Source organism: Paraliobacillus sp. X-1268 (assembly GCF_003426095.1).
Lineage (GTDB): Bacteria > Bacillota > Bacilli > Bacillales > Amphibacillaceae > Paraliobacillus_A > Paraliobacillus_A zengyii.
The window spans coordinates 1-18,014 of record NZ_QJSK01000032.1 but is presented as its reverse complement, the minus strand read 5'-3'; the positions used below and the strand labels follow the sequence as shown (position 1 = coordinate 18,014).

Below are 18,014 nucleotides of genomic sequence, written 5' to 3'. Positions count from 1 at the left end.
AGAAAACAGAAAAAGCTTTATCTGGTATTTGTTCAACTAAGTCATGGATTGTATAGGCAATATCATTTTTTTGCAATTTAATTTCTAAATCTAACGGCAAAATTACTTGATTCATGTTATAATCTTTAAACATAAGGATACCTCCGATAGTTATTGTTTCGTCACTTTAATTTTATCAGAAGGTATCCTTTTTTGCTTACTTAAATTGTTTCAATTTTATAAAAAAGTTGCACCCTCCAACCATAAATTTGGAAAGGTGCAACTTTTTATTGTTTATCTGGGTTTTGTCCCAGCCTCTTTTTTATTATTGTTGTAAGATTTTCTCTTTAAGATCAGCTTGAAATTCAGCTTCTTTTAACATTGCGATTTCAAATTGGTATGGAGGCTTTTTGTTTTTCTTGTCTTCTCCTACATAAGGTGTTTCTAATATTTTCGGTAAATGACTTAGTTGGGGATGATGGACTATATAACGCAGCGCATCATAACCTATATAACCAAAACCAATATTCTCGTGCCTATCTTTATGAGCCTCAACTGGGTTTTTACTATCATTTACATGGATAACTTTCAATCGATCTAATCCAATAATGCGATCAAACTTGTCTAATACACCATCAAAATCATTTACAACATCATAACCAGCATCATGAATGTGGCATGTGTCTAAACAAATAGATAACTTTTCGTTTCGCTCTACACCCTCTATGATTCGAGCAAGCTCTTCAAAATTGCTACCTATTTCAGAACCTTTTCCCGCCATAGTTTCTAACGCGATCTGAACATCCTGGTCTTTTAATAATACTTCATTTAAACCCTCAATAATTCTATCAATTCCTTTGTCCACACCTTCTCCAACATGTGCACCTGGGTGTAAGACAATTTGTTTAGCACCTATAGCTTGCGTACGCTCAATCTCACTTTGCATAAAGGTAACGCCTAATTCAAAGGTTTCTTTTTTTGTTGTATTTCCCAAATTAATGATATATGGTGCGTGCACAACAATTTCCTCAATACCATTTTCTTTCATGTGTGCCTGACCCGCTTCAATATTTAGCTCTTCAATTGGACGTCTTCTTGTATTTTGTGGTGCCCCAGTATATACCATAAATGCAGTAGCACCATAAGATGCAGCTTCTTCGCTAGAACCCAATAACATCTTTTTTCCACTCATTGATACGTGTGAACCTATTTTCAATTCCAACACCTCTTCTTCAAAACTAACATAATCATAACAGAAACACTTGCTCCCATACAGAAAAATTTAATTAGGAACGTTTATTTTGTTTTTGACTAATTCTCTTTTTAAGTTTTTGTTGCTCATATTTCATTTTCTTTTTATATCCTGGTTTTACTTTTTTAGTTTTCCGGACACGATTCCAAGCCTCTTGATCAGTGGTAGTGCCTGTTTGTTTTCTTTGCGAACGTTCATTCCAAGCTTTTATTTCTTTCCATTCACCTTGTACAATATCGAATGTTGTAAACGATAGACCACGTTTAGTTAACTTTTGAATAAGGTTAACATCCGAATCGTCATAAAGATTAATGGCTGTTCCTTCCATCCCTGCACGAGCTGTACGACCCACACGATGAATATAGAATTCTTCCTCTTTTGGCATTTGAGCATTAATAACATGACTGATACCTTTAATGTCAATCCCTCTTGCAGCTAAGTCCGTTGCTACAATATATTGATAACGCAACGATTGTATTTCTTTTAACACACGCTTTCTTTCACGGGCTTGCAAACCACCATGTATCAAACCTGCTTGAATACCTTTTTCTTGTAATTGCTTGTAGAGCTTGTTAGCTGCCTCTTTACCGTTAGTAAATATTAAAACTAAATATGGATTAATTACTTCCGATATTTTAAGAATTACTTCAGCTGGCTCACGATGACGTAAAGGTACTAATCGATGCTCGATCTTCTCTGGGGCAAAATGGTCTTTAATATGAAAAGAAGATGGATTGTGTAAGTATTTAGTTAAAAAAGGTTGTAATCTTTCTGGAATAGTAGCTGAAAAAACTAATACTTGAATTGACTCTCGTGCTCGAACTAACATCTTATCTATTTCTGTGATTAACCCTAAATCTAGCATTAAATCTGCCTCATCTATTACAAATCCTTCTGCAGTATAGATATCTAAGGCACCCTCTTGAATTAAGTCTAAAATTCTTCCAGGTGTTCCAACCACAATTTGAGGCTGTATTTTTAACTTTTCAATCATTCTTTTCTTATCTGTTCCACCAATGAATAATTTTGCGTTGACTTTATCTTCTTGATTTGAAAAAGCCAGAATTTTTTTTACTTCATTGTGAATCTGTGTTGCCAGTTCTCTAGTTGGTGATGTAATGACAATTTGTACCTCTTGTTTATTTACGTCTAAACGACTACACAATGGTAATAAAAATGCATGTGTTTTCCCTGATCCAGTGTGTGATTGTCCAATTACACTTTCACCACGTAAAACAGCTGGAATAACTTTCTGTTGAATTGGGGTAGGTTCTTTAAATTGTAGATTGTCAATGACGCCCTCAATCCACGGTTTTAAGTTGTATTGTTTAAATTGATGATTTTCCATATAAGTTAACTCCTCATTTTTTCCAAATCGTTTTGTACATCTATTATAAGTTAGATATACTGAAAATGCACATTACATTTCATTATATATCCTATATTGCCAAAAACCTATCTTTTTATTTTGCTGTTACTTCTATGATCTATATAATATAAGTATTACACATTTTGATTAAGATTATTTTATGAACAATGCGAGTTTATCATAAAGCGATTATCGATTAAAAGATAATTTGAATTATTTATGACTAACAGAGCACAAATTCATAGCTATTATTCTTCAAAAAGTCGTGCGCTAATTAATTATATTCAAAAATAAAGCAGACTATCAACGGTCAGCCTGCTTTATTTCACTATAAAAATTGAAACGGTTCTGTATTCTTAATCGATTCCTCGAAAGTTACATTTAGAGATTTTTCTGTTGTTTTCTTCTCCAAATATGATTTTAAATATGCTTTCATAACCTTTTCTACATGATGTCCAGGATCAATGACAGCTAGGTCCATTGCCATCGCATCTTGTGCATCATGAAACGTCATATCGCCAGTTACATAAACATCTGCGCCCATAAGCTTAGCCTGATTAATAAAATCTTTACCACTACCACCTAAAACAGCGACTTTTCTAACCTTCTTATTGAGTTCGCCTACAACACGTAAAGCTGGGATTTCTAACTTTTCTTTAACCCTTAGACAAAAGTCATTTAGAGATATTGTCTCTTTTAATTCACCAATTCTACCTGCCCCAATTGAATCTCCATGTTCTGATGGAACCAATACACTTGTATCTATTACTTCTAATCGGTCTGAAAGTATATCACTAACACCACCATCAATAACATCTAAATTCGTATGAACAGCATAGACCGCAATCTTGTGTTTTAATAGCTTTTCAATAATGCGACCTTCTGACTTACCTGTGTCTATTTGTTTTAATGGTTTAAATAATAATGGATGATGTGCAATGATTAGATCTACTTCTTTTTCTATCGCCTCATCTACTACATTTTCTAAAACGTCTAATGTTAGTAATACTTTATTTACTTTATCTTCCGATGACCCTATTTGTAGACCGACATTATCCCAATCATAAGCATATTCCTTAGGTGCCAGTTCTTCAAGGATAGCGACAATATCACGTATGCGTACCATCTCCTGCACCTTGCAAAACCTCCTCTATTACTTTTACCTCTTGTTTGAAGGTTGTTAATTTTTCATAATTTATAGTTCGAGCTTGTTTCATTTGCTCAATAACACGCAATCGATTGTTTTTTTCCAATTCCCACTTTTCTTTAAACGTTTCATTTTTTTCCCGTAACAGGTGTGGGCCAAACAATAATTCTTTCTTAAGATCATGATAACCGATTAAGCCATCACCATGATCTGCAACTAACACCTCATAAATATGCCCATCTTCCTTAATAATCTGTTCTGCAACTAATTGATAGCAATGCGTTGAAAACCATTCACGAACTAAATGAGCATCCACATTCGGTTGGACAATAACACGTTCAATGTTAGATAATTTATCTTTCCCACTATCTAAAATTGAACGTATTAATCCTCCTCCCATACCAGCTATTACAATTTGACGAACGGGGTAATTTGCAATTACTTCTAAACCATTGCCTTTAACAACGTCAATTTGGCTGGTTAAGTTTAGCGCTTTTACGTTATCTTTTGCACTTTGAAAAGGTCCATCGTTTAATTCACCCGCAATTGCAAATGAAGTAGAATCATTGGAACAAATATAACTTGGTAAATAGGCATGATCACTTCCTATGTCAGCAAAATATGCTTTTTTAGGTATATATTTTGCTACTGTATGTAGACGATCTGATAATAATTTTTCATTCATTATAATTACCTCGCAAAAATTATTCTTTTCTTTCTAAAAAACATAAAAAAGAAAACTCATTACTATTCCTGTACTACCTAAAAAAATCAAAAACTTTCTTTTGCTACGCATACCAATTAAAATCCAGATAGCGCATTGAAAACCTGCGAAAAGCGTGGTTAATAAAATAGAACCAAAGCTCAGGTATATTAATGTGACGGAAGTCAATAAAATGATACTTAAAAAAATGATAAATGCATAGGCAATATATAATTGAAGCTTCTTCTTTGAGACAGTGTAAAAAACAAATGCAACAGTTACTATAAAAAATGAGAACAGAACTTGCATCCAGACATCTAAATGAGTAAAATATAAAATAAAAAATGAAATAGGTAATAAAAAAAGGTTTAAAGCCATGATACCTACACTAACTAAATTTATTCGTTCAGAATCAGGTTCTTCCGTTACAACGGTAGATTCACCCTCTGTATATAGAGCTAATAAAAAGTCACAATAATGACTCGGTAATAAATGAGACGCTTTCCAATATTTAATCTCTTTAATAATAATAGATTTACGATCTTCTGTCATTTGTCTGACACCTCACAAAAAGCAGTACTTACTAAAAAAGGCGCAGCCAATGAAACCTCCAACATATTCAAATCATAAATTGGAAAACTCATTGTCTGCGCGTATATTTCAAAGTGTTTATTCAAGGAAATCTTTTAAACGTTTACTACGACTAGGATGACGTAGTTTTCGTAATGCTTTTGCTTCAATTTGTCTGATTCTCTCTCTTGTCACACCAAAAACCTTTCCAACTTCTTCAAGTGTACGTGTACGACCATCATCAAGTCCAAAACGTAAGCGAAGCACGTTTTCTTCACGATCAGTTAAAGTATCTAATACGTCTTCAAGTTGTTCTTTTAATAGCTCGTAAGCAGCGTGATCAGAAGGGGACGTAGCTTCCTGATCTTCAATGAAATCACCTAAGTGAGAATCATCTTCTTCTCCAATTGGAGTTTCTAAAGAGACAGGTTCTTGCGCAATTTTAAGAATCTCCCTTACTTTATCAGGAGTTAATTCCATTTCTTCTCCTATTTCTTCTGGAGTTGGTTCACGACCAAAATCTTGTAGAAGTTGACGTTGCACTCTAATAAGTTTATTAATTGTTTCAACCATATGAACTGGAATACGTATTGTTCTAGCTTGATCAGCAATAGCTCTTGTAATTGCTTGACGAATCCACCAAGTTGCATAGGTACTGAATTTAAAACCTTTTCTATGGTCGAATTTCTCAACCGCTTTAATTAGACCCATATTTCCCTCTTGGATAAGGTCTAGGAATAGCATTCCTCTACCTACATAACGTTTAGCAATGCTGACAACTAATCTTAGATTTGCCTCCGCCAGTCTTCTTTTAGCTTCTTCTTCACCTTTTTCGATACGCTCAGCTAAACCAATTTCCTCTTTAGCTGACAATAGGTCCACACGACCAATTTCTTTTAGATACATACGTACTGGATCATTAATTTTAATACCTAACGGGACACTCAAATCATTTAAGTCAAATTCTTCTACTTTTGAAATTTCTTTCATACTGGGATCTTCTTCAGATTCACCAATTATTTCTATTCCTTGTTCACTTAGGTACTCATAATATTCGTCCATTTGTTCTGACTCTAACTCAAAATTGGCTAAACGCTCTGCCACCTCTTCATAGGCTAACACACCGCGTTTCTTTCCCATTTCTAAGAGTTGATCCTTCACTTGTTCTAGCGTCAGCGTCAGTTCATTTTCGTTTTCTTTTGAACGTGATGGCTTATTATTCGCCATGAGTTCCCCTCCTTCCAAACTAACTCACCATATCAATGACTAGCATTTTTAAGTTTTTTTTGTATCTCCATAATTTCCATACCTATTTGTGCTGCTTTAACGAAGTCTTGTTGTATTTCAGCTTTCTTTTGTTCTTCCTTTAAACCTTGTATAATTACCTTATCTTCTAGTTCTGCACGAATAATTCTGATATAGTCATTAATTTCTTTATCACTAATGTCTGAATGCGTTGGTTCCATTGCAATTTCCACAATATGATTTTTAGTTGATTGATCAATAACTTTTTCAATAAAATGACTAATATCAGGAGCAAAACCTTCTTCGTAGTATGCATATAAATGTGTCACAATAATTTTATGTGAGTCCACAGTAAAAGAAGCACCTAATTCTTCTTTTACTTTTTCTGCAATTGAAGAATCGTATAGCATATAAGCAATTAATTGTTTTTCTGCATTATGAAAAGCAGGAAGTAATTTATTTTTTCGCTTATATATTTCTGTGCTTTTAGTATGGCTAGTTGCTTTCCGGTTATCCTGTATCCCTAACTTTTTCCTACGTTGTTGAATTTCATCTAATACTGTATCAAGTGATAAACTAAATTGTTTAGCAATTTCCTTCGCATAATGTTCTTGTTCCATTGGACGATTAATCGTTGCTATTTCATCAATCACTTTTTCAATATATTGAATTCGATCTCCTTCTAAGTTAAGGTTAAAGTCCTTCTTCATATACTCCATCAAAAATGTCATATACGTATTACTTGCATCAAGTACCTCTTGTTGAAAACGTTCAGCACCATACATTTTTATAAATGAATCTGGATCCAGACCATTTGGAATGCTTGCAATCTTTACAGTGCAACCAACATGTCGCATTAATTTAGCAGCCTTGTATGACGCTTCAAGACCAGCACGATCACCATCATAACAAATTATTACGAGCTCAACATATCTTTTTAACAGTCTTGCTTGTTGCTCTGTTATCGACGTACCTAAGGTAGCAACTCCGTTTAATATGCCAGCTTGATGAGCTGCAATTACATCCATATATCCTTCAAATAAAACAGCCTGTCCTTGTTTACGGATAGCACTTCTAGCCAAATCAAAGTTATAAAGTAGTTTACCTTTTTGAAAAAGTGACGATTCTGGACTATTTAAGTATTTAGGTTCTTGCTCAGTAATGGTTCTTCCACCAAATCCGATACTTTTCCCTAAATGATTACGAATTGGAAATGTAACTCTGCCTCTAAAACGATCACTTACTTGATTTTGATCATTCGCTGTTAACACGCCTGCTTTCACCATTTGTTGTGGATGAAAACCTTTCTTCTCTAGAAATTGAACTATAACCTCACGTGATTGTGGTGAGTAACCAAGTTGAAACGTGTCAATTACTTCATCAGTAAACCCGCGTTCTTGTAAATAGCGATAACCTTGTTTACCTTCTTTTGTATGTCGTAATAAATGATGGTATAATTTAGTGAGCCATTCATACGCTTTTAAACTAGCTTGGTCTTCTTGGTTGTTTAATTGTTCAGATTGTTTCTCCATATTTTCGGGTAATTCATGACCACTTTTTCCTGCTAGTTGTTGAATTGCCTGATAAAATGAAAAACCTTCTATTTCCATAAGAAAAGTTAAAACGTTTCCGCCTTTTCCACATCCAAAACAATGAAAAATCTGTTTATCCTGTGTGACTGAAAAAGAAGGTGTACTTTCCCCATGAAAAGGGCATAAACCAAAAAAGTTTTTCCCTTGCTTTTTTAGCGTTACATACTCACCAATTACATCCACAATATCATTGGCTTTCTTTATTTCATCGATTGTCTCTTCAGGAATTTGACCTGACATATACATCACCATCATCTATATAGTTCTATAAAAAACGTAAAAATCCTGCAACATTCGACATTTTTTTAATAATAATCACTAAAATTATTACTTTTTATTATAATACCTCTAATTCAAGATGAATAAACTTATGATAGCTACTTATTCTAAATCCTTTTTTTCATAGCTGTACACTACATTTAATCCTCAAAAAATAACCTATTTGTTTATGTTCTACAAAAATAATGAAATTCCTTCTTAATTTGCATCAATAAGTAATAAATTAGCTGAATATAATAAAATATTTTTTCACAATCACTAATTATAATATATATATATTAAAAATGCTATTCTTTTGATTATATTATTGCATAAAACATACAATTATAATCATGATTTACGTTATTTCCCTTTATGTATATAAAATCCTTATACTATTATACAAGGATTTTATATTTAACAACTTATAAAGTTGTTTGAGATTGAATAATTACATTTGCTGTCTCTTCGACAGCTTTATTTGATACTTCAATAACAGGACAACCAATTCGATCGATTATTGCCTGAAAATAATCGAGTTCATACGTAATTCTTTCATGGGTCGCATAACTAGCTTGTTCTCCTAATCCAAGTGTCTTTAATCTCTCTCGCCTTATGTCATTTAACTTCTTGGGACTAATTTTTAAGCCAATGCATTTACTTGATGGTATTGAGAACAATTCTTTCGGTGGCTCTACTTCTGGTACAATCGGCACATTAGCTACTTTATAACTTTTATGAGCTAAATACTGTGATAAAGGTGTTTTTGAAGTTCTTGATATTCCTATTAATACGATATCTGCTTGTTCAATTCCCCTTGGGTCTCTTCCATCATCATATTTAACTGCAAACTCAATTGCCTCAATTCTTTTAAAATAGGCCTCATCTAATTTATGAACTAGTCCAGGTTCTAATTTTGGCTTCTTTTCAAAAAAACGCTCCATCCCTTCAAGCATAGGTCCAATAATGTCGATAGATTCTATATTCATTTCAATGGATGTTTGTTTAATAAATTGCCGTAAGATTGGATTAATTAGAGTGAATCCGATCATTGCTTGGTCTCTAGCTGCTTTATTTAGAACGAATTCAAGTTTTGTTATATTATCAATATATGGAATTCTAACGATTTCATACTTTCCACCATTAACAAATTGTGATAATGCTGCTTTAATAACTTGTTCCGCAGTCTCACCAACCGAATCAGATACTAAATATATCAGTTGTTTATTTACCATTTTCTCCTCCAAATAGTTACGATGTGAATTGCTGTTTCCATTCAATTTGGCTTAAATCAGCAAATTGCAGTATTAATTGTGCAATTTTGTTTAACAAGGAAATTCGGTTTTGTTTTAACTTATCGTCCTCAGTCATTACCATTGTATGATCAAAAAAGGCATGAATTGAATCAGTTAAAGTTGTTAATGTATCAATAGCTTTAGCGGCTTCAAATGATTCCATATTGTTTTGATAATTAGTTTTAACTTTTTCATAAACGTAGTACAATTCTTTTTCTTGCTCATTTTCAAACAAGTCAATATTTATGCCAGTATCTTTACCTTTTTTAGCTAAATTTATAACACGTACAAACGCCTCTTGGTCCGATTTAAATCCTGGATCTTGTCTTTTTATTGTTAATAATTTTGCCTTTTTAATCGTAAACATCATGTTTCCGATTTTATTCATAAGAGTAGCTTCTACAATATCTTGTTCAATTCCTGCCTCTTTTAAAATATAAGCTGCTCTGCCACGGAAAAATTCTGATATGTTTTGTTTAGCTTCTTCTTTTGAAACAGTCATAATTCCTAACGTATCATACAGCTTTTCAGTAACTGTAATAAAATCATCTATTGAAGTAGACCATTTTTGATCTTGTGCAATTTGTAAAATCCCCATAGCTTGACGTCTTAGACCATAAGGATCTTGAGAACCACTCGGTACTATACCAACTGATATACAACCAATTATAGTGTCTAGTTTGTCAGCAATACTAACAATTGCACCTTCCGTAGATGATGGCAAGTTATCATTAGCAAACCTAGGCATATAATGTTCATTTATAGCTTTAGAAACTTGCTGATTTTCACCAAATATAGTAGCGTATTTTTCACCCATAATTCCTTGTAACTTCGTAAATTCATTAACCATATTTGTTACGAGATCAAATTTACTTATTTTAGCAGCACGTAAGGCATTTTCTTTTGTTATTTGATCGACCTCTAGTACTTCAGCTATTTCCTCTGTTAACTTAACAACACGTTCTACTTTGTCAGCAATTGTACCTAAGTTTTCTTGAAAGACCATTCGTTCTAATTTTTCGAGATTTTTTTCTATTGATTGTTTTTGGTCTTCATCATAGAAAAACATTGCGTCTGAAAGTCTAGCATTTAATACCTTTTCGTTTCCTTTTGATACCACGTCAATATATTGATTATTTCCATTTCGAACTGCAATAAAATGAGGTAACAATTCACCATCACTATCTAATACTGGAAAATAACGCTGATGTTCTTTCATTGAAGTAATTAATGCTTCTTTCGGTATGGTTAAGAACGCTTCACTAAAAGATCCAAAAAATACGGTTGGATATTCAACTAATTGACTTACCTCTTCTAATAATTCCTTATCAAGTGGTATTGTCCAATTTTGTTCCTTTTCTAAATTAGCTATTTGTTCTACAATTACTTGCTTACGGTCCTTCGCATTAGCAATTACATATTGATCACGTAATTGTTCTTCATATGTCATTGTGTTGGTAATTTCAAACTTTGTTCCTAGGAACCGATGTCCGAACGAGTAATTTGATGTAGAGACACCAGCAATTTCAAACGGTATAACAGTTTGATCATTTAAACCAACTAACCAACGAATTGGTCTAATAAACCGCAATGAGCCTGTAGACCAACGCATATTTTTAGGGAAATTTAAATCTAAAATAACATGCTTAAATTCAGGTAGTAATTCCTCAGCAGTTTTACCTGCAATATATTTTGTAACATACGCATATTCTGTTCCATTTACATCTTTAAAAAAGATTTCATCCACATCTTTTCCTTGGCCTTTGGTGAAACCAATTGCTGCCTTCGACCAGTTACCTTCTTGGTCTAAAGCAATTTTTTTAGCAGGTCCTTTTGCCTCTTCTTCTATATCAGCTTGTTTCGTTGCAAGTTGTTCAATTACAACACCTAATCTTCTCGGTGTCACATACGTTGTAATTTTTTGAAAAGGTAGTCGAATAGCAGTTAACCATTTCGCTGTTTTCTCCTGTAATTGTTTTTCTGTTGCATCTAAGAAACGTGCCGGCATTTCTTCAAGTCCAACCTCAAATAATATATTAGTTGTTTTCATTTTGTTTTCCCTCCTCTTTTAACATTGGAAAACCTAATTTTTCTCGTTCCTCTACATAAAGTTTAGCTATAGCACGTGCTAAATTTCGTACACGTCCAATATAACCTGTTCTTTCAGTGACAGAAATTACGCCTTTAGCATCTAGTAAGTTAAAAGTATGCGAACATTTTAATACATAATCATAGGCTGGAAAAACCAATCCTTTTTCCATGGTTTGTTTTGCCTCTTGTTCATATGTTGTAAACAAATTAAACAACATATCTGTATTCGATTCTTCAAAAGTGTATTTCGAGTGTTCCAACTCTGGTTGATAAAAAATATCTCCGACCGTAACACCATCTGTCCATTCTAAATCGAAAACACTTTCTTTATCTTGTATATAAGAAGCAAGACGTTCCAATCCATATGTAATTTCTACTGCTACTGGTTTGGCTTCCATACCACCAATTTGCTGAAAATAAGTAAATTGCGTAATTTCCATACCATCTAACCAAACTTCCCAACCTAGACCTGCCGCACCAAGTGTGGGATTCTCCCAATTATCCTCTACAAAACGAATGTCATGTTTCAGTGGATCAATTCCCAATTTTTCAAGTGATTCTAAATATAGTTCCTGAATATTATCAGGTGATGGCTTCATAATTACCTGAAATTGATGATGTTGATAAAGTCTATTAGGGTTCTGTCCATAACGTCCATCTGCTGGGCGTCTAGAAGGTTCTACATAAGCTACATTCCAAGGTTCAGGACCTAGGCTTCTTAATAAAGTCATAGGTGACATAGTACCGGCACCTTTTTCCACATCATATGCTTGCATTAAAATGCAATTTTGATCTGACCAGTGCGTTTGCAGTGTTAAAATCATTTCTTGTATATTCATTATTATTCCCTCCGTCTCTATTCATTTACTATTTAAAATTAAGTGAAAACACACGCAAAATCCCGTCCCTATGCCTCAAAAGTATTGAGGCATAGGGACGGGATTTCCGCGGTTCCACCCTATTTGCTATTTAAATTTAAATAGCCACTTTTTTATTGCAATGCTCCAGAGTGCCTTCCTTTTAGTGACCTATATCCAGCTTACACCGACCTGGACTCGCTCTTATAGATATAATAAAAGTACTACTCTCTTTCTAAGCAAAACTCGTCGAATTGTAATGAAATCATACGGTAAATTTGGTGTTTTGTCAACTATATTACTAATTAATCAGCATCAGTAAAAAGATCTAATTGCTTCAAAAACTTTTTCGATTTAATAAAATAACCTCCGTACTGATCATAGTACGTTTCCATTAATGCTTGCATTAATTTTTTATTTTCTGTTTTTACTGATATATTGCCAATTCGCTCAATATCCACTGCAGAAAACATTTGAAGTAATTTTACAATTGCACTAGATATAGTAGTTGCCTCTTTATCAACCATTGCACATCTTTGGCAAAGTAGTCCACCTTCTTGTACAGAAAATGCGACATATGCTTCACTATGCTGTCCACAATGTGCACATTGTTGTAGTATTGGAGCAAAACCAGCCTTTTTATATAGTTTTAATTCGTACATCATTGTTATGATCTCTGGGTCTTTATCATCTGTTATGGCTTGTAAACTAAGAACAAACTGTTTATATATGAATGGATCAGCAATCTTTTCATCAATCAACTTATTGGTTAATTCGGCTATATAACTTGCATAAGCTGTTTTAATAATATCTTCTCTAATCTTTCTGTAGGACAGAATAATTTCGCCCTGCTGTAGCGTCCCTAAACCTGAACCACCCTGCATTAGAAATGTCCCAAGAATAAATGGCTGCGTTATCGCAGCCATTCTACTTTTTGGTTTTTTAGCCCCACGTGCAATTGCTGTTACTCTGCCTTTTTCTTTTGTAAATAAAGTAACAAGCTTATGTGTTTCACCATAGTCTTGTGTGCGTAAAATAACACCTTCTATTTTTTCAAACACTACATTCACCAATCCCCTAAGGCAAATTAACGACGCATTATACATTAAATTAATTTAAATCACGTTACAAAATATAATTCTAAATTAGGTTATCATATTCTTGTATTGCTTCATTATCAGGTTCTGTTCCACTATCATGATAGACAGTTTCCAATTCTTTCATTAATAAATAGGTTTCAATGTTTCCCGTCTGACTAAAGACCTTCCATGATATGTCGACCACAAGAAACCCCACCTTTCTATGTTAATAAAATATGTGCCTACTTATAGAATGACCTAGTCTAATTAAAGCATGAGTTAAAATATTTACCATGTATTAATAGTCGTCTTGACTAAAACCATATTCCTTTAAGCTCTGCGGACGATTTCGCCAATCCTTTTGAACTTTTACCCATAATTCTAAATAAACTTTTGTTCCTAATAATGTTTCAATGTCAATTCTTGCCTTTTTACCAATTTGTTTGAGCATAGAACCTTGTTTACCGATAATAATACCTTTTTGCGTGCTTCTTTCTGTAACAATCACAGCTTGTATACGCAGTTTTTCATCATCTTTTTCTATAATATCCTCAATCACTACCGCAATTGAGTGTGGAATTTCTTCACGAGTTAATTCTAATGCTTTTTCTCGTATTAACTCACTAATAATGAATCTTTCTGGATGATCTGTTACCTGATCTTCTGGATAATATTGTGGACCTTCAGGTAAATAACTTTTCAGCACACTAATCATATGGTCAACATTGTTACCTTCTAAAGCAGATATTGGTACGATTTCAGCAAAATCATACTTGTCCTTATATTTATCGATTAATAAAAACAATTCATCTGGATGTACTTTATCAATTTTATTTATAATTAAAAAAACTGGACTTTCTACATTTTCCAAGCGATCAATAATGTATTTATCTCCTGCACCAAAACCTTCTTCGGCGTTAATCATAAATAAAACAATATCTACTCCACTTAACGTGTTCTGCGCAATTTTAACCATAAAGTCACCTAGACGATGTTTTGGTTTATGAATACCTGGCGTATCAATAAATACAAATTGTGCGTCTGGCTCAGTTAAAACACCTTGAATCGTATTTCTCGTAGTTTGTGCTTTGTCACTCATAATAGCGATTTTTTGACCGATAACACGATTCATGAAGGTTGATTTACCGACATTTGGACGACCTACTATTGTTATAAAACCAGATTGATATGCTTTTTCCATGTTGTTCCTCCATTAATCCGTAAAAAATATTACTACAATTATTTTACTATATATTTAAACATATTTCACATTTTCGACAAAAGCTCCAATTTAATAAAAATGGAGTAGTAATTACAACAAAAAATGGCATAAAACGCGAAAATGTTAAAAAACGCTCATTAGCCATAAAAAGAATTTAGAATAAAGCCAAAATTTTCGGTATAAATACAAGTGATCCAACAATTAGTGAAACTAGAGCTGCAATCAATACAGCCCCAGCTGTGAGGTCCTTTATTTTCCCTACTGTTGGATGTATTTCTGGTGCTAGATAATCTAATAGGTCTTCAATAGCAGTATTTAGCAACTCACAAATTAACACGCTACCAATCGTTAAAGATAATAGCATCCATTCTACTATAGATAATTGGAAAGCCAATCCTAAGCCAATTACAATTAATAAAATGACGAAATGTATCTTCATATTATTTTCAGAACGAACTGCGTATTTTATCCCATTTAGTGCATATTTCAGCCCCAACCTACTACGCTTATTCCCTTGATAATCCGAAGCCATTTAAAAGCTCCTCTTGTCTTGCAAACATTTTTTTCTCGTCTACTTCTTTCATGTGATCATAGCCTAATAAATGTAGAAAACCATGTAATGCTAAGAATCCTAATTCTCTATCTAAACTATGATTGTATTCTTCAGCTTGTTCTTTTGCTTTATCAATGGAAATAACAACATCACCTAACATAAGTGGCATATCTTCACCAATAATTTCTAACTCGCCTTCTCCCATTTCCTCTAAAGCAAAAGAGATCACATCGGTAGGTTCATCTATCTGACGGTAATTACGGTTTATAATTTGAATTTCTCTATTATCAACAAAATTAATGGAAAGTTCAGATTCTTGTGTTACTCCCTCCTCTTTTGCTGCATATGTTAATAGTTGTTGGATTAAATCTACATACTCTTCTGTTACAGAATTTGTTTCATCATGAAAATCGATATGCATGCTTACGCCTCCTTTGTTTTTTTACCAGTAGGATATTGAATTCTAGAATGATATATCCCATTTAGTGATTCATTAATTGTTGTTTTGATTATATCTAACTCCTTAAAAGTTAGTGCGCTCTCATCTAATTGACCATCTAATAATCGATCTTGGATAATGGAGGTTACCATTTCATTAATTTTCTCCATTGATGGCTCTGGAATTGATCGAACTGCCGCTTCAATTGAATCGCAAATTGATATAACTGCTGCCTCTTTTGTCTGTGGTCGAGGACCAGGATAGCGAAAATCCGACTCTTGTGTCAATTTACCAGAGTCTTTTTCCTTATATAAGAAATATTTTAATAAGGTTGTACCGTGGTGTTGTTCGGCAATATCAATAATTTCTCTTGGGAATTTATGTTGGCGTAAAATTTCCGCACCATTATAAGGATGTCCAATAATAATTTCCGCACTTTCTTTAGGTTCCAGATAATCATGTGGATTTTGAATACCCATTTGGTTTTCAATAAAATAATGCGGGTGTTTAGTCTTACCTAAATCATGATAATAAGATGCCACTCTTGCCAAGAGTCCGTTTGCTCCAATATTCTCACACGCTGCTTCACTTAAGTTTGCAACCATTACACTGTGATGATAAGTACCCGGAGCTTCCATTAGTATCTTTCGAAGTAACGGATGATTTGGACTAGCTAATGTTAATAATTTAGTATCTGATAAAATGCCTAGTTCTGATTCAAAAAACGGTAAAATACCTATTGTTAATATACATGCAGTAAAGGCAGCCGACAATCCATAACCACTAAATACAACATAATCCAAAAGAACATATTTTTCGTAAGACAGAAATAGAAATAAAAGAACAGTTAAAATATTAACAACTGCAGTTCCAATACTTGCTTTCAAAATTGTTGATCGATCTTTTATTTTGACTAAGAGCACAATGCTTGCTAATTGAGAAAACAAAAAGTATATTCCGACTTCCACATTTAATGAGCCTGGAATTTGTCCATTAAAAATTACACTTCCAATAATTGAAAAAACAATCGCAAAAGTAATAGCTGACTTTTCACGGAATAACAGCTTCATAAGAAGTACTCCAGTTATAATTGGAACTAAAAAATACAATTGATTTATATTAGTTGCAAAATAACTAACAGATTTCATCACTCCAACTATACCAACACTAATAAGCGTAATACCAATTAGCTTTCTATAGTCTAATGTTTGTTCTTTTGAAAAATCATTCATATCATAGAAAATAAATCCTAATAATAATAAAATCAAAATCAATAAACCAATTACTGGAAAGACGTTTCGATCACTATTTAACAAACCAACTAATTTCAGTTTTTCATATAATTCATTTGTTATTGTTTGACCTTCTTGGACAATTACTTCGCCGGCTCTTATCATAACAGGTTCAACATTTTTTATAGCTTGATTTTCCGCTTCCATTGTCTCATTCACAGAGAAAAATGAATTTTCTACTATAGCAAATTGTCCTACGTCAATTAATGCCGTTTGCAAGTCATTACTTAAACTCGAATAGCGCAGTTTTTGATTAATGTTACTTATTGCTTCTTCAATTTCTTCGGTACGAATTCCCTCATTGTATGCATCATACAAGCTAGTTATCAATAATTCCTTGGCAACTAAACGATCATTATCACTAGCTTCAACTAGACTTACTAATGTATTTTGAGTAACAGCATCTAATAATTCAGGTGTCAATAACTGTTTTAAATCTTCGACCGTTTCAGCACTTGATTGTTGTATCTCCTCATCAGACCCAGAGGATTTTCCTGATACGGTTCCTACAGCATCAAATAACTCGTGAACATAGTCAATTCGTTCTTCAGTGATTTCAGAAGAAATACTATACCGATCTTCTATCGCTTGGACAGCTTCCCTTCTTCTATGTTCTGTTTCCTTTGTATCTTCTATTGTAATTGGCGCTCTAATTGTTTCATTTGCATTACTAAAACGCTCGATATCATACGTTTCTGTATAAACATTAGAGATCATAAAAACAAAGAAAAGGGATCCAATAACTGCTAAAGTTAATATAATCTGTACTGACTTATTTTGAATTCGGAAAATGCTACGGAATCGTTTCTCCCAAAGACCTCTCATTTATCTTTCCCCTTTTCAACTATACAAAACGATAATGTTTTCTCTTGTTTTTATCATACACTGATTATACGCTCATGTATATATTTGCCTGGAAATTGATAGCTGTAATAATTATACAGAAAAGAGGCTGGGACAAAACTCAGATAAACAATAAAAAGTTGCATCTTCCAACGGTAGTTGGAAGATGCAACTTTTTTATAAAATCGAAAATTTTAGTAAGTAAAAAAGGATACCTTCTGATAAAAT

Annotated in this window: 16 protein-coding genes and 1 other annotated feature; all 16 genes read right to left on the bottom strand. The window is 33.2% G+C overall.

Going from position 1 to position 18,014, the window contains the following annotated elements:
* Positions 1-304: 304 nt before the first annotated feature.
* The 16 genes from D2K62_RS17950 to D2K62_RS17875 all read right to left on the bottom strand — a co-directional run bounded on the left by D2K62_RS17950 (position 305) and on the right by D2K62_RS17875 (position 17,768).
* Entirely contained in the window at positions 305-1,195 is an 891-nt protein-coding gene (locus D2K62_RS17950; RefSeq protein WP_112181332.1) for a deoxyribonuclease IV, read from the bottom strand.
* 70 nt (positions 1,196-1,265) lie between these two features.
* Positions 1,266-2,579 carry a DEAD/DEAH box helicase gene (locus D2K62_RS17945; RefSeq protein ID WP_117161847.1) on the bottom strand — a complete coding sequence of 438 codons (1,314 nt, stop codon included), beginning with the start codon at positions 2,577-2,579 and terminating at the stop codon, positions 1,266-1,268.
* Positions 2,580-2,928: 349 nt separating this feature from the next.
* Positions 2,929-3,735 (bottom strand): Nif3-like dinuclear metal center hexameric protein, encoded by an 807-nt coding sequence (locus D2K62_RS17940; protein WP_112181334.1) that lies wholly within the window; start codon positions 3,733-3,735, stop codon positions 2,929-2,931.
* Positions 3,710-4,432: a tRNA (adenine(22)-N(1))-methyltransferase gene (locus D2K62_RS17935; protein ID WP_117161846.1), complete on the bottom strand. Its 723-nt coding sequence runs from the start codon at positions 4,430-4,432 to the stop codon at positions 3,710-3,712. The genes D2K62_RS17940 and D2K62_RS17935 overlap by 26 nt, the downstream gene beginning before the upstream one ends.
* A 33-nt stretch (positions 4,433-4,465) precedes the next feature.
* Positions 4,466-5,002: a hypothetical protein gene (locus D2K62_RS17930; protein WP_117161845.1), complete on the bottom strand. Its 537-nt coding sequence runs from the start codon at positions 5,000-5,002 to the stop codon at positions 4,466-4,468.
* Positions 5,003-5,119: 117 nt separating this feature from the next.
* Positions 5,120-6,247 (bottom strand): RNA polymerase sigma factor RpoD, encoded by a 1,128-nt coding sequence (rpoD, locus tag D2K62_RS17925; protein ID WP_112181337.1) that lies wholly within the window; start codon positions 6,245-6,247, stop codon positions 5,120-5,122.
* Positions 6,248-6,279: 32 nt separating this feature from the next.
* A complete protein-coding gene (gene dnaG / locus D2K62_RS17920) occupies positions 6,280-8,097 on the bottom strand; it encodes a DNA primase (protein ID WP_112181338.1) in 1,818 nt (605 codons plus the stop codon).
* A 443-nt stretch (positions 8,098-8,540) separates the two neighbouring features.
* Entirely contained in the window at positions 8,541-9,350 is an 810-nt protein-coding gene (locus D2K62_RS17915; RefSeq protein ID WP_112181339.1) for a pyruvate, water dikinase regulatory protein, read from the bottom strand.
* 16 nt (positions 9,351-9,366) lie between these two features.
* Positions 9,367-11,460, bottom strand: a complete 2,094-nt coding sequence (glyS, locus tag D2K62_RS17910) for a glycine--tRNA ligase subunit beta (protein ID WP_117161844.1) — start codon at positions 11,458-11,460, stop codon at positions 9,367-9,369.
* Positions 11,447-12,340, bottom strand: coding sequence for a glycine--tRNA ligase subunit alpha (gene glyQ, locus D2K62_RS17905; protein WP_117161843.1), 894 nt, complete (start codon positions 12,338-12,340; stop codon positions 11,447-11,449). Before glyQ ends, glyS begins: the two co-directional genes overlap by 14 nt.
* A gap of 90 nt (positions 12,341-12,430) precedes the next feature.
* Positions 12,431-12,605 (bottom strand) — a binding site (T-box leader).
* Positions 12,606-12,663: 58 nt separating this feature from the next.
* On the bottom strand, positions 12,664-13,419 hold the full coding sequence (gene recO / locus D2K62_RS17900; protein ID WP_117161842.1) for a DNA repair protein RecO: 756 nt from the start codon (positions 13,417-13,419) through the stop codon (positions 12,664-12,666).
* A 79-nt stretch (positions 13,420-13,498) separates the two neighbouring features.
* Positions 13,499-13,642: a YqzL family protein gene (locus tag D2K62_RS17895; RefSeq protein ID WP_112181343.1), complete on the bottom strand. Its 144-nt coding sequence runs from the start codon at positions 13,640-13,642 to the stop codon at positions 13,499-13,501.
* A 93-nt stretch (positions 13,643-13,735) separates the two neighbouring features.
* Entirely contained in the window at positions 13,736-14,638 is a 903-nt protein-coding gene (gene era / locus D2K62_RS17890) for a GTPase Era (RefSeq protein WP_112181344.1), read from the bottom strand.
* Between the two features lie 175 nt (positions 14,639-14,813).
* On the bottom strand, positions 14,814-15,191 hold the full coding sequence (locus D2K62_RS17885) for a diacylglycerol kinase family protein (protein ID WP_112181345.1): 378 nt from the start codon (positions 15,189-15,191) through the stop codon (positions 14,814-14,816).
* Complete coding sequence (gene ybeY, locus D2K62_RS17880; RefSeq protein WP_112181346.1) at positions 15,166-15,633, bottom strand: rRNA maturation RNase YbeY; 468 nt, start codon at positions 15,631-15,633, stop codon at positions 15,166-15,168. Before ybeY ends, D2K62_RS17885 begins: the two co-directional genes overlap by 26 nt.
* A 2-nt stretch (positions 15,634-15,635) precedes the next feature.
* Positions 15,636-17,768 carry an HD family phosphohydrolase gene (locus D2K62_RS17875; RefSeq protein ID WP_112181347.1) on the bottom strand — a complete coding sequence of 711 codons (2,133 nt, stop codon included), beginning with the start codon at positions 17,766-17,768 and terminating at the stop codon, positions 15,636-15,638.
* Positions 17,769-18,014 lie beyond the last annotated feature (246 nt).